10 protein-coding genes are annotated in these 14,153 nt (G+C 40.6%); 8 read left to right on the top strand and 2 right to left on the bottom strand.

The annotated features are described in order from the left end of the window. Positions 1-8: 8 nt before the first annotated feature. From T359_RS0115790 to T359_RS0115820, 7 genes are all read left to right on the top strand, one after another. The gene (locus T359_RS0115790; protein WP_026518307.1) at positions 9-716 is read left to right on the top strand and encodes a metal ABC transporter ATP-binding protein; all 708 of its coding nucleotides are present in this window, start codon (positions 9-11) and stop codon (positions 714-716) included. After that, a complete protein-coding gene (locus tag T359_RS0115795; protein WP_026518308.1) occupies positions 713-1,555 on the top strand; it encodes a metal ABC transporter permease in 843 nt (280 codons plus the stop codon). The genes T359_RS0115790 and T359_RS0115795 overlap by 4 nt, the downstream gene beginning before the upstream one ends. Beyond that, the gene (locus T359_RS21850) at positions 1,552-2,199 is read left to right on the top strand and encodes a hypothetical protein (RefSeq protein WP_051545534.1); all 648 of its coding nucleotides are present in this window, start codon (positions 1,552-1,554) and stop codon (positions 2,197-2,199) included. Before T359_RS0115795 ends, T359_RS21850 begins: the two co-directional genes overlap by 4 nt. A gap of 285 nt (positions 2,200-2,484) precedes the next feature. After that, entirely contained in the window at positions 2,485-6,948 is a 4,464-nt protein-coding gene (locus tag T359_RS21855; RefSeq protein WP_051545536.1) for a leucine-rich repeat protein, read from the top strand. 71 nt (positions 6,949-7,019) lie between these two features. Next, positions 7,020-8,042 carry a hypothetical protein gene (locus T359_RS0115810; protein WP_026518310.1) on the top strand — a complete coding sequence of 341 codons (1,023 nt, stop codon included), beginning with the start codon at positions 7,020-7,022 and terminating at the stop codon, positions 8,040-8,042. A 7-nt stretch (positions 8,043-8,049) separates the two neighbouring features. After that, positions 8,050-8,601: a hypothetical protein gene (locus T359_RS0115815; RefSeq protein WP_026518311.1), complete on the top strand. Its 552-nt coding sequence runs from the start codon at positions 8,050-8,052 to the stop codon at positions 8,599-8,601. A 129-nt stretch (positions 8,602-8,730) separates the two neighbouring features. Next, positions 8,731-8,910 (top strand): hypothetical protein, encoded by a 180-nt coding sequence (locus T359_RS0115820; RefSeq protein WP_026518312.1) that lies wholly within the window; start codon positions 8,731-8,733, stop codon positions 8,908-8,910. Positions 8,911-9,043: 133 nt separating this feature from the next. Here T359_RS0115820 and T359_RS0115825 read toward each other — a convergent pair whose 3' ends face one another. After that, entirely contained in the window at positions 9,044-11,260 is a 2,217-nt protein-coding gene (locus tag T359_RS0115825; RefSeq protein WP_026518313.1) for a glycoside hydrolase family 2 protein, read from the bottom strand. Beyond that, complete coding sequence (locus T359_RS0115830) at positions 11,253-12,770, bottom strand: MFS transporter (protein WP_051545537.1); 1,518 nt, start codon at positions 12,768-12,770, stop codon at positions 11,253-11,255. Before T359_RS0115830 ends, T359_RS0115825 begins: the two co-directional genes overlap by 8 nt. A 131-nt stretch (positions 12,771-12,901) precedes the next feature. On the opposite strand from T359_RS0115830, the gene T359_RS0115835 reads away from it, so the two are divergent. Further along, positions 12,902-14,083 (top strand): helix-turn-helix transcriptional regulator, encoded by a 1,182-nt coding sequence (locus T359_RS0115835; protein WP_026518315.1) that lies wholly within the window; start codon positions 12,902-12,904, stop codon positions 14,081-14,083. The last annotated feature ends 70 nt before the right edge of the window (positions 14,084-14,153 follow it).

Here is a 14,153-nt window from a genome sequence, read left to right on the forward strand (position 1 = left end):
AGGTAAAAATGGCACTTATCACTGTAAAGGATCTTGCCCTTGGATATGAGAACAGGGCGGTAGTAAGCGGGCTGGATTTTGAGGTAGAAAGCGGCGATTACTTATGTATAGTGGGGGAAAACGGTTCGGGAAAGACTACTCTTATGAGGACACTTTTAGGCCTGCAGGAGCCCATATCGGGGCAGATCCTTTTCGGTGATGGCATTAGAAAAAATGAGATAGGATATCTGCCTCAGCAGACCCAGGTTCAGAAGGATTTTCCCGCCACCGTGGCAGAAATTGTTCTGTCCGGCTGTGCAGGCTCCCTGGGAAACAGATTTTTTTACGGAAAAAAAGAAAAGCAAAAAGCTGCTGAAAATATGAAAAGGATGGAGATTGAGAGTCTGAAGAAGCGATGCTTCAGGGAGCTTTCCGGAGGACAGCAGCAAAGAGTCCTTCTGGCAAGGGCTTTGTGTGCCGCGGAGAGAATACTTCTTTTGGATGAGCCTGTTTCAGGGCTGGATCCCAAGGTCACAGCCGAGATGTACAGCGAGATAAAAAAGCTAAATGACGGAGGTATCACCATTATCATGATCTCTCATGACATAGATAGCTGTATCAGATATGCAGGCAAAATCCTGCATCTGGGCGAAAACATCTTTTTCGGAAGTAAAGATGAATACCTCCGAAGCAGAATGGGAAAGACATTTACTCAGGAGGGAGGTGCGATAGCATGATGGAAAAACTCTTTTTATATCTCCAGTATCCCTTTGTTAGATATGCCATCATTGTTGGCGTTCTCATCGCACTTTCCTCCTCCCTTTTGGGAGTTACCCTGGTGCTGAAGAGGTTTTCTTTTATCGGAGACGGCCTGTCCCATGTGGCCTTCGGTGCCATGGCCATTGCCAGTGTTCTTAAGCTGGCTGATAAAATGACGCTGATACTTCCGGTTACAATATTGAGCGCAGTGGTCCTGCTGAAAAGAGGGCATAACGCCAGGATAAAAGGGGATGCCATGATTGCCATGATTTCAGTCGGAGCCCTGGCCTTTGGCTATCTTCTTATGAATGTGTTTTCGTCCTCTGCCAATATTTCAGGGGATGTCTGCAGTACATTGTTTGGTTCTACCTCGATTCTTACGCTGACAGCAGGGGAAGTTACAGCATGTGTGATTCTGTCGCTGGTGGTTGTTGGGATGTTTGTTATCTTGTACAACAGATTGTTTGCGGTGACCTTCGATGAGAGCTTTGCCAAGGCAACCGGGGTTAAGACCGACAGATACAACCTTATAGTTGCGGTGATGATTGCGGTTATCATCGTTCTTGCCATGAATCTTGTGGGATCTTTGCTTATTTCCGCACTGGTGATATTTCCTGCTTTATCAGCAATGCGGGTATTTAAAAGTTTTAAGAGCGTTACTGTTTTTGCGGCAGGTTTTTCTGTGATCTGTGCCCTGGCAGGTATCATCATTTCCATTCTGGCTGGAACCCCGGTGGGTTCCACAATCGTTGCGGTGGATGTGGCTGCGTTTTTTGTCTGCTTCTTCTCAGGGAAGCTGATTGGAGGTATAGCATGAGGATAAGAAATGTTTTGCCGGCCATAATGGTATTTTGTGCTCTGACCTTGCAGGCCTGCGGGGCTGAAAATAGCACAGGTACCCCCGTCAGCAGGACAAATTCGGGACCTGCCACGGTCAATGATGTCCTGGCTGAAAATATGGCAAAGGAGGATGCCTCCGTGGTGATCGAGGAAGAAAGCGTCCCTTCTTCCGCGGAAGCCTCTGAAGAGTCATCACAGGAGGCTCAGGCACAGGCTGATGCTTCTATAGAAGCATCCACTTTGGATGACACCGAAGTTACAACTCCTGATGGGGATTACATAGATCTGACGGCTCTTTCAGGCACCATGATCTACTCCGAAGTCTACAACATGATGTATTATCCCGAAAGCTATGTTGGAAAGGTCATCCGCATGGAGGGCATATTTTCAGATTATTATGACGAAGAAAAGGGCAAGAACTTCTACGGCTGTATCATAACCGATGCCACCGCCTGTTGCGCCCAGGGAGTGGAGTTTGAACCCATAGATTCATATATTTACCCCGATGATTTCCCTGAGGATGGCGATAAGATTATCGTGGAAGGAACCTTCGACCTATACGAAGACGACGGCTATACCTATTGCACCCTGCGAAACGCCATCATGGAACGGATATTTTGAGATGGTGTATATCATTAACTGCTTCGTATAAAAAGCTCACATTGTGAACAAGGGGAATCATTAAATCAGGAATATTGGGAAAAATCAGCTGATGGAATACACAGTAGGGGACGAATCTATTATCAGTGTGGATGAATATCGAGTGCAATGCACACTTTAAAGCGATTTTCACCTATTTTTTATGCTACAAGTCAGGACAATGATATAATAAAGGCAGTGTCTTACGATTTAATACCAATGAGTATCATTTAGTTTCACAAGTATATTTTTACGGAGGAGTTTTATATGTGGGGAAAACGTGCATTATCAGTATTACTTGTGGGAGTGATTGCTTTTTCTTCGTTTGGGGGAAATGGGATTACTGCTTATGCATCAGACATGGAAATAGTCAACGAAAGCGATGATCTTTATCTGATAGAGGATGAAGAAATAGTTCTTGATGATACAGAGCTGCCTGAAGCCGAAGAGGCGGATCAGATAAGCAGTGAAGAATATGAAACAACGGAAGAACCAGCGGAAGATGTGGGCTTTACGACAATTGATAATGGCTTATGCGGAGATACCCTTTTTTGGACACTTGAAGAAGATGATGATTATACGCTTTATATCTATGGAACAGGGGAGATGTATAGCAAAGGTGAGGTTCCGTGGGCAAAATACAAAAAACAGATAAAGCATGTTGATATAGCAGATGGAGTTACTTATATTGGTTCTAGCGCATTTGCCGATTTTACGAATTTGACTGAAATAACACTTCCTGATTCTGTCGAGATAATTGGATTTTATGCTTTTCAAAATTGCAAGAATCTCAGAACAGTCAAATTCTCGAATTCGTTGAAAAGCATAGCTATGTATGCTTTCTATGGATGCTCCAGCCTTACTTCGGTAATTCTTCCCGATACTGTCTATAATATAAGCCAGAATGCTTTCGAGGGCTGTTCAAGCATGGAGACGCTTAAGCTTTCGGGCTCTCTTTCCGATCTTTGCGACAGGTCTTTTAAGGGCTGTACGAGTCTGACTTCAGTAACGCTTCCAAGCAAAATGGAACGACTTAATTCAGGAGTTTTCCAGAATTGTACTCAGCTTAAATCAATTATTGTCCCAAGGTATTTCTGTCGCATCGGAGGCAACAGTTTTGATGGTTGTGATAACCTAAAGGATGTATATTTTGTAGGAACAAAGAAGGAGTTTCAAGAGATTGAAATTGCCAGCGGAAATGATAAATTCAAGAAAGCAAAAATTCACTATGAATATGTAGAAGAATTAAAGCCATATAGTGGACAGTTTACATTTGGACTTTCAAATGATGATGGTAAAGTAGAAACAACCAAATATGACTATACAATTGATTTTTATGACTTTTTCAAATCAAGTTATGAGCATCAGGAAAGTCTCATAAGGATGTCACTTCGTGTAGCGATGGCAGCAATGGATCCGGATGAATATACCGGAACAAGCCAGAGAGCCTATTACATAAAAAAACTTATGAATCAATTAGGCTTTAATTACACCAGTAATGATATAAATTATGAGAATCCTAATGGCGATACCATTGGAACCGCAATTGGAAGTAAACAGGTCAGGAACGGTGATGACGAATTTACACTTGTAATGGTTGCTGTCAGAGGTGGAGGTTATTTAAGTGAGTGGGCCGGTAACGTAAATGTCGGAGACAGAGGAGTACATTTGACTGAGAACCATAACGGCTTCGATATTGCATCAGATACTGTTATTAGACGTATCAGTTCATATCTGTCACGGAATAAGCTGACAGATAGATCAAAGGTTAAGATCTGGATCTGTGGATATAGCAGGGCTGCAGCAGTATCAAATCTTACGGCTGCTAAGCTTGATGATGGTATTATCTCTGGCATAACAAGTGAAAATGTCTATGCATTCTGTTATGAGTGTCCACAGAACACCCAAAATGGAAAATATCGTGATAGCCACTACAATAATATTGTCAATATTGTCAATCTTGTGGACCTCGTACCACTTGTTGCTCCATTCAATGACGATGGCTGGATGTATCATAGATTTGGAAAAACATACTATATTGATGATGGTAATAGTCGCCGCAAAGCTTTTTCCCGTAATTATGACAAAATGAAGGGAACATACAAAAATATCCTGGGGGACTATTATTCTAAAGAACGACTGAATAAACAGGTTGTTAAAGCAGGCACTAATCGGAAGATTCGGTCATATGATGAAACGCTTATGGAGTGCCTTACAAGGATACTCCCTCGCCCCTATGACTATATGTTTTATCAGAATACGATATACTCAATCATCATGCAGAAGATGAAACAGGGGCATTTGAATCTTGCAAAGACTTTAGTGGTAATCCTTGGTGTGATTGACAGCCCTTCAGTACACAAAGCATATAATTATTTTAAGAAGGCATCACCTTATATTGCAATAAGCCACTATCCGGAACTTACACTTGCTTGGGTTGATACTCTTTCAATAGATGATTATCTGAATGAAAAAGAAATAAGCGGAAAAAGGAAAAGCATCTTTAATTGCCCTGTAGACATTATTGTAAAAGATGCTGAGGGAAATATTGTCGGCCAGATCATCGACAATGAAGCTATTGATATCGAAGATGGAGTCCTGACGGATGTGGATGAAGATGGGCAAAAGGTCGTAATACTTCCGGAAACTGGAGATTTTAGGATAGAAGCACGGGCATATGATGAGGGAGAAGTATCGATATCGACCTTTGTGTATTCCGGTGAAGCACTTATTCCTGATAAGGTAGAAAGCTACCAGAAGATAAAAGTGAATAAGGATGATTCTATTATCGTGGATGCAGCCGAAGAATCATTATCTGTAACAGGAAATGACGGAGATATATTGGAGCCTGATGTGACACAAAATAGGGATGAAATTACTGACTTATTAGTTGAAGTATCATCAAAGGGTCCGGGAACTGCTGAAGGCGGAGGAATATACTATGTTGGTGAATTCTGTCAGGTTACAGCAACACCTGCGGAAGGTAAGACATTCGTCGGATGGTATGAAGATGGAGTACTGGTTTCAGATCAGGCTACATATCGTTTCCTTGTTGATAAGAACATTTTGATCAATGCACTGTTTACTGAAAAACCTATTGATGAATTTAGCCTTCAGTTTTTTGATACTGCAATAGATGTATATGATGGACTTACTTATAACGCATCAAATAATCAGTATGAGACTGTTTTTACCGGAGTTTCAATAGAACCATCTGTACTTGTTGTAGGAGCAAAGGGAATACTTAATGAGGGTACGGACTACACTATATCATATAAGAACAATGTAAATGTCGGTACTAAAGGAAAAGCTTCCACCGTCATCGTAACAGGAAAAGGAAACTACTCCGGAAAGAAGACCTTGGATTTCTATATCCTTCCGGCAGATCTTGGCATAGCAAATGAAAAGGGACTTTTAAGTGTCCCCGAAGAGATAACTGTTCAGAGCGGAAAGAAGATCAGTCCTGTTATCACTTATGGCGACTATACATTAAAAGCTAAAGACATGGATCTTAGTGTAAAGGATCCTGTAAAAGCTGATACAACGGTAGATATAAGCGGCAAAGGAAACTTTAAAGGAACTATAGAAGGCATAAATGTTAAGCTTCTTGAAGCAGAAAGCGCCAAGAAGTATACGATTAAGGCCCAGGTAAAAGCAGCTTCTCATGTATATACCGGAGAGCCTGTAGTTTTAAGCTGCTCAACACCGGAAGAAGCAGGCGAGATAACAGTTACAGCAGGGGATTCAAAGACACCTCTTATCGAAGGAACTGATTATTTTGTAAGCTATAAGTCGAATGTTGATGCCGGAACTGCAACAGTTATTATCACAGGCTGCGGTGAGTACATGGGTAAAGTAACCAAGACCTTCAAGGTCCTTCCTGATAAGACCAGCGAAATAAAGGTAGCACTTTCTGGTCCTTCAGAAGAGATATATTATAGCCCTGATGGGGTTGAACCTAAGGTTACAGTTACTATAGCAAAAGCTGAAGGCGAATCAGATGAGCTTGTAGAAGGAAGAGACTATACAGTATCTTATTCTAATAACAAAGCAGTAGGCACCGGAAAATATACAGTTTCATTTATTGGTAACTACAACGGCCATGCTGCTATTAAGAGTAATACCTTTACTATAAGCGCTGCCCCATTTGAAAACGCAAAAGTTGAGGCTGCGGATCTAGTATATACAAAGCCCGGAAGCTATTTATCTGATGTATATGTTTCTATGAATGGAGTAGCTCTTAATGCAAAGAATTATTCTGTGGAATACTATGATGACGAAACAAAGCTTTCTAAAAAGAGCAAGATAGAGTTTGATGATGCCACTAGGCAAAAGGAAATCATAGTTAAGGTAAGCGGAAGAGGAAATTATAAGGCCGAGGAAGTAATCGCAACATATTTTGTAAGAAAGGCCGATGATTCCATTGTTAACCTTTCCGAAGCTAAGATCGTTGCACTTGAGAAAAATTCTAAGGGTAAAGACGTAGCTGTTGGAAAGCAGGAATATACCGGCAAAGAGATAAAACCGGAAATAAGAGTTCTTGTAAAGGATGGAAAGAGCTTTATCGAAGTACCGGAAGGTTCCTATACTGTAAGATATGTAAACAATACAAAACGCGGAAAGGCAACAATTATTGTTTCCGGCAACGGAGAAAAAGCAGTAGGAAGCGTAAAGACAACCTTTAAGATAGGCACCAAAAACCTGGGGCTTTTCAAATGGCTCTTTGGCTGAGACTATTGTTCTAAAAGAGAACTAGGTATCTGTGCTATAATTATGTCTGATTTTTATAACCGGGAGAAAACATGAAAAAGCGTATTATCATAGGCCTTGTGGCAATAACAACAATCATATCTGCATGTTCCAAAGCGGAAACAATTCCACCATCAGATAAGCCTGCAGAAGCTTCAACTGTAGCGTCAACTGAAGCTCCTGCGGTTTCAGCAAGTGTTGCCACTGTGGAAAGCACAGATACTGCATCTATAGAGGAAAAGTCAGATCTCGTGGAGGAACTGTTGAGTGAAACAGGAGCGGACAAAGATGATGTCCTTTTTTCTCAAACAGGGGATTTTGACGTCGATGGTATAGAAGAGGCCTTTGTTCTTTTAGAAAGGACAGCCTCCGAATCTTCAGATTCAGCGGATAATGCTGTGGCAAAGCTTTGGTATGTAACCGCTCAGGAGTGTACTGAAATATTCAATTATCTTGGCTTTACTGATGGTGTGGCTGAAATGGTAGACACCTTTGATGTTGGCGGAAAGACCTATATTTCCGTAAACGAAATCTTTACCACCAATGTCATTTCTCATCTTTATTATGTAGAAGACGGAGCCTGCAAGGAATCTGCAATATCCGGGCTGGGCTACTTCTTTAAACCCGATGATGTTGATGATTACGCCATTTCTATCAGTGATTATGATGCTCTCTATGAGTATGAGGAAGGCAAAGAGTCAGAGGCCATGGAGCTTGGCCATACCTATAAGAACTACTATTTTTACTATGACGAGTCTCTTGGGGATTTCAAAGAATATGTTGGCACCGCTGCTTCAGAAGAAGAATTAGCAAATGTCTGCGGCTTCGACCTTGCAGAGGAGATTCGAAGCGAAGGGTATCAGGTTGATGAGATAATCAAAAGAGAAAATGGCATCTATACCATTAACTATTCCAAGATAGAAAAAGACGATTCCGGCTTGATAGACATAACCAGAATGAATGCCATGTTTTATGAGAAAACCCACTCTTTTATCCTGCCGAGAGCGGATGAAGAGAACACATGGCAAAATTCGAATTTTGACGGAAAGTACGTTTTGTCGGTATCAGGAGAATAAAGGGACTATGGAGAATTCAAATAACAGACCAACTTTTTCAATTAAAGAGTTAATAATATGCTCAGCGCTGATAGTTTGCGGCTGCATTGTTTTTGGTTTCATGCCTGATGAAATGGGGATTTTAGGCTGGGTACTGTTTGCCATAGGAACTTTCCTTAACATTGTTGGCATATTCAGACTGGCTGCAATGGTTCCGGGAATAGAAAATGAAGAGGTCAAAAAGATAATATCAATAACAGTGCTGATTGCTGCTGTTTTCATTCAGTTTTTCGGACTGAGGTATCTCTATTACAGCCGTGGAACAGGCAAAGCCATAGCTATTACCACCCTTACTTTATGCACCAGCCTGGGCCTTATCTTATATTTGATCGATTTTGATGATGAGAAAATGAAGAAAAAGATAGTGATTGCCTGCAGAATAATCACTGTTTTTCTTGTTGCAATTGCTATATTTCTTAATGTCAGAGACAATTTTGCCAGAGTCACTATTTATGTGGGAACCATATTGCTGATTGAAGCCGTGGTTACCGGCAAAATTGGATTTGCCAGAAAAAAGTAATCGGTAATAGCCGGAATATCTATGTTATTCATCCTATTTCATGTGTCATTCGTCAGAAAATGGGAACCCTCATTCGCAATTGGTATATAACAGGCTAATTTTTTTATTTCAAAAGAGACCGAGAAGGCTTTGAAAGCCAAGAAAGCTTTTTGTTCATTTAAAAACGGTACACTGAAGCTGAAGTCTCAGAAGGCCATAATTCGCGATTTTGAAAAATATAGCAAGATGTTTCCGGAGCCGGAGGGATGCACAAGCATGGAAATATGTATCAGTGCCAATCCAGCGAAGATAAAGGTTAAGGTTGAGTAAAACTATTCGCAAAACGCGGGTTTTGCGAATAGTTGTTCGATTATTGCGAACACCCTCCTTATCCCCTCCGCCAACTGTTGGCAAAAACAGTTGGCGGTTTAAGCTAAATCTGTAAAAAGATTAAAAATTCGAATTAAACCAGATCATTTTTTATCTGGTTTAGCTCTTTGTTAAGGGCAAGTATATCCAGACCTTCAGGTGTATTCCTGCTAAGGATGCTCTGCATCGACAGTCCAAGCGGGATTACATCTTTTGTAAGCATCAGTTCAACCAGCTCGGGAAGGTATTTTTTCAGAACTTCTCTTGCTTCTAAGTTCTCTATAAGGTCGTTGGCTGAATCCTCAATAGAAAAGAATCCTTCTTTTACAAAGTCATTTTCGGACAAGAACCAGTTCTTTACCGCCTGACCGGCGCCACTATTTGGAAGACGATAGGATTCATCCTCGGTATCACTTCTTCTGAATACACAGCTATCACTGTAATCACCACAGCTAACCTCAATAGTATTATCACCATATTGCAGAGGGACACTTCTGAAAAGAACTATTCCATTTCCACTGTTATTTCTTTTCCCAAAGACTTTTCCATTTACTGCAAGTGTAACTTCATCGCAGTTTGTGTAAATCTTGATATCTGCCTCATTACCGTTTCTATTCACAAATCTCTTTGAACAGATATGAACAAACTTTTCACTGCTCCACTTTGCCTTATAGTAATAAAAAGCGTCTTTCCTAGTGTTTCTGTCATAGGTCACAAGTCCCTTACCGTTAAGATTCAAAAGACCGCCATCTTTCCTCATGTCACTTGAAAAGTCAAACATGTTCCACACAAAGCTTCCCCATAAGTAATCTTTGCTCTCAAATATAGGGTAAACTGTCTCATGGTAAAGAGCCTGATACTCCTCAGTATAATCCTGAACGACCGGCTTTTCTGAATGTAGTTTTGTATTGCAATCTACACCGTACTCACTTACACCGATAGGAACCTCAGGTCTTTCCTTATGGAATCTGTCTAGGTACTCGTCATAATCATGCATGTTGCCGTAATACCAGCCAAAATAAATATTGTATCCGATCATGTCAGTTGATGAATTAAGCTCACTCCTGAACTTGACCGTATACAGATTAGCCGCTGTTACAAGCCTTGATGGATCCAGTTCTTTTGCAATGTCACGAAGCTCTCTAAGCGTGACATACATATATGCCGCATCCCTGAACATGCCTATTTCATTCTGAATTCCCCAGCAGAAAATTGAAGGATGATGAATATTCTGCATAATCAATTCTTTGAGCTGCTCTTTTGCATTTTCTTTAAGGTCTTCATTATCAGTCATTTTGAGCATGGGTATCTCTGCCCACACAAGATATCCCTTCCGGTCTGCCATGTCGTAAGCAAACTGTGGGTGCTGATAATGTGAAAGCCTGACTGCGTTTGCTCCAATCTCGTCAATAAGACTAAAGTCTTTCTCAATATTCGATTCAGACGTCACATTGTAGCATTCTGCAAAATCCTGATGTTTGGCTACACCATTTACTCTGAAGTGATTACCATTCAGACAAAGACCTTTCTCGGAATCTATGGAAACACTCCTAAAACCTGTGGACAACGCCACCTCATCAAGCTTTTCACTATTATTCCAAATACTGGCCTTTACCCGATAAAGTGCTTGGGCTTCCTTACCATTCCACAACTTAACATCCGGAATTCTGGTTGATAGCTCTTTTACCCTATCTGAAGAAATTTCAGAAACTGTGTTTCCATCAGGATCAACGATTTCAATCAGAATCTTGTCAGCGTCGTCCATCACAGCATGAATTTCTGCAGACAATGTACCTTCATCACCATCTACCCCAGTTCTTATGATAACTCCGTCTGTTCCATAGTATGTTGGATCAAAATAAGCATCGCTTTCAGTTACAAGAAGATTCATTCCTCTGTAAAGGCCACCGAATATGGTGAAATCACCTGTCAAAGGAGAAATACCATCGTCCAGCTTATTTGTAAGATAAACATCTATTCTTACATCCTGGCCAAGCATATCCTCAGTAATCCTTGCTCTGAATGCAGAATATGCGCCTTTGTGCTCAGCTACTTTTTTACCATTTACCAAAACCACTGCATGCTGATCAGCTCCCGGAATATCGATAAATGCGTGCTTCCAGGTCGGCTCCGTTGATATAGTCTTGCTATAAAGTGTAAGGCCTCTGTACGCCCCATCAGCATGCCAGGTGTGCGGAAGATCTACATTTACAAAATTCTTCTCATCTATAGCACTCTCGGGAATATCATTGATATTCCCGTTAGCAAGCTTTTTAAATTTCCAACCATCATTTATGGCAATCTTATGCATTCTCTTTCCTCATCTCATAAATCTTAGCTTCAATTTCTTTCATCTTATCTGGAGTAAGATCATAGAATTTCATTGCTATTACGTTGAATATAGCGCCCAACAGCTCGAATCCATAATAGAATATGATAGCCATGATAAGTAGACTAAAGCTGTATGGAGTATCAAGATCCGGGAATGCTTCCTTGAATCCGATCATTGCAAATCCTACACCTACAAATGTAGGTCCAAAGGATGAAATAAGCTTATCCATGAATGAAAAAACTGTTCCAACCATTCCCGGGATATACTTACCTGTACGTGATGCTTCATAGTCATTTACATCTGCAATCATTGGAGGCACGATAGAGCTTGTGATCATCTGGAAGCCTCCACCTATAACAGTTACAAGGAAAAGAGCTATTGTGAATGCTGTAAATCCGCTAAATGCCTCACCATATCCGTTTACATATCCGGGAAGGCTAAGTGTCTTAGGATCCATGAACAGCCAGATCAAAATTGCGATAGCATCAAATACGATTACGCCCCATGATCCAACCTGCATAGCTTTTTTAAGACCAAGCTTTGATCCGATAGCGCCGATTCCCAGTGTCATCATTACAAGACCTACAATAGTGGTGTAAAGAGTCCAGCCACCTGAAAGTTCATAATTGCCGGCTACTATTCCATACAAAACAAGCAGAATTGCGCTGGTCTTACATGTATTAGAAAACTGGTCAGTTGCTCTTGCAACAATCATCATTTGAAGAGGTCTGTTGTTCTTAAGGACGTCAACATAATCTGAAAACTTAACTTTTTCTTTCTTCTTAGGTGTTGTCTCTGAGAAGAAAGGAACATCCTTTGGTGTGATAGAGATATATGCAATAATAATTCCGATTGTTGCGATGATTGCCACGATGAGCCAGTACTCATGGAAAAGCTCAGCGCTCTTCATTGATCCATACTTAACAGCAAGAGCTGCCACAACCATCTGCATTACTGCTCTCATGATCCTTACAAGAACAGTTCCTACGATTGAAAGGATAGGTCTCTGCTTAGGATCGTTTGTGAGGCATACATTACCAACGTGATTGGAGATATTAAGGAATGTATAGCCAATGTAGTAGATAGCTGTAAAGAAAATGAAGAATACCGGCCTAAGTCCGCCCTCCGGCAATCTGTCAGTTACATTGAACATTAGAAAGCTGTTTATGAAAAGGAGTAGTCCTCCCATAATAAGACAGAGCCTTGTTTTGCCAAGCTTCTCTGACTCCTTGAACTTATCAACAAAGAATCCAACAATAGGATCAGTTACACCATCCCATAACCTTGTGATGGTAGAAAAACTTGATGCAAGTACTACTGCCATTCCAACATATCCATTTAAATAGAATGACATTATCATAGTTAATCCCATGTAAAGATTAACTGCCATGTTTGCTCCGGAAAATCCAATAATCCTCCAAGCAGGAACAAAGTGAATTCCGTCTTCTTTCATGTACTTTTGGTATTTCGCCTGAATACTATCCGACATTTCTTCCTCCTACGATATTCATTACCCGAATGAAATCTTTATTTTGATAGCATTAAGATAGCATTAAGTGTAAAATAATAATAGAATACAAATACCTTAGATAGAAATATAATACTATACAGGTTTGCCATATGGAAAAAATTACAGATACCATGGAAAACAGTGCAAAATTGATAACTGAGCTTTATCAGGTGGGGCTCTGCGCGATCAATAACAGAGGAGATGCTGAGGAATTCAGTAAACGCAATATGATAAGCAGCATCCAAATGGTTCTTTCAGCAGATGCTCTTCTTGCCATGCGCTCCGGTATCAATACGCTCACTATCTACAGACTTACAGACCCTTTTTTCCTGTCGATTATGGTCTTTATGTTACATGGAAATTTCTTTGTATTTGGTCCCTTCGCTCCGGTCCTTCAATCCAGGCAGCACGCTGTTCATATTCTGAAGGAATCAGGTATAAAGGGGCTATCCGTAGATGATTATTTAAGATACAGAGAGCACTTTCCTAATTTAAGTGTAGAGTCCGCAGAACACATAGTAAACTGCTTTATTAAGATTTGCGATCCGGATTCTAAAAACTACAAGATCAGGAATCCTGAGGATTTTATTGTGGACAGTGTTCACGACACCTCTGAGACGCTAAGAGAGGACAGAATAAACCTACTTCAGCTACGATATGCAAATGAGCAGAACTTTATTCATTGCGTTGAAAACGGTGACGCAACCGGTGCTCTAAAATATCTGGATAAAATGCAGCGTGATGTTCGCTATATGAAAGAGATCGGATCAACTATTGAAAACGAAAGAATTGCCTGTGCAATAACAAGAACCACACTTCGCTTGTGTGCGGCAAAAAAAGGGCTTCCGGCCTACCTTATCGACCAGCTATCAGGTCAGAACACACGAGAAGTCTCAAGGGAAACACGCATTGATATAATCCTCTCCAGCAAGGAGAGAATGGTAAGAAATTTCTGTAGCGCTATTGATGAATACAACACCAATGCATATAGCTCCATAATTTACAATGCGATTTTTTACTTGAATACGAACTTCACCAAAGAGTTAACCATAGATGACATCTGCAATGAGATTTCCGTATCAAGAAGCTATCTTATGACGCTATTCAAAAAAGAGACCGGTACAAGCCCAATGAATTATCTCAGACAGCTGAGAATAAAAAAGGCCTGTAATTATCTTACAGGCACTAAGAAGAGCATCCAGGAAATCAGTGAAAACGTTGGCATCCCCGATAGCAACTATTTCGTCAAATGTTTCAGAAAAGAAACAGAGAGTGTCAAGTTAAGTGTGTAAGTTTTTTAATTTTATTAAAATCGGTGGTCTCGTTGATCACCGATTTTTATGTGGTAAGATTTTGCTGCAA

Origin of the sequence: Butyrivibrio sp. MC2021 (assembly GCF_000621605.1) — a bacterium.
Classification (GTDB): Bacteria; Bacillota; Clostridia; order Lachnospirales; family Lachnospiraceae; genus Butyrivibrio.

Bases quoted from the DNA above. Each gene is read 5' to 3' on its own strand.
- T359_RS0115825 (WP_026518313.1), bottom strand. From the start codon at position 11,260: ATGCATAAGATTGCCATAAATGATGGTTGGAAATTTAAAAAGCTTGCT.
- T359_RS0115795 (WP_026518308.1), top strand. From the start codon at position 713: ATGATGGAAAAACTCTTTTTATATCTCCAGTATCCCTTTGTTAGATAT.
- T359_RS0115835 (WP_026518315.1), top strand. From the start codon at position 12,902: ATGGAAAAAATTACAGATACCATGGAAAACAGTGCAAAATTGATAACT.
- T359_RS21855 (WP_051545536.1), top strand. From the start codon at position 2,485: ATGTGGGGAAAACGTGCATTATCAGTATTACTTGTGGGAGTGATTGCT.
- T359_RS21850 (WP_051545534.1), top strand. From the start codon at position 1,552: ATGAGGATAAGAAATGTTTTGCCGGCCATAATGGTATTTTGTGCTCTG.
- T359_RS0115790 (WP_026518307.1), top strand. From the start codon at position 9: ATGGCACTTATCACTGTAAAGGATCTTGCCCTTGGATATGAGAACAGG.
- T359_RS0115815 (WP_026518311.1), top strand. From the start codon at position 8,050: ATGGAGAATTCAAATAACAGACCAACTTTTTCAATTAAAGAGTTAATA.
- T359_RS0115830 (WP_051545537.1), bottom strand. From the start codon at position 12,770: ATGTCGGATAGTATTCAGGCGAAATACCAAAAGTACATGAAAGAAGAC.
- T359_RS0115810 (WP_026518310.1), top strand. From the start codon at position 7,020: ATGAAAAAGCGTATTATCATAGGCCTTGTGGCAATAACAACAATCATA.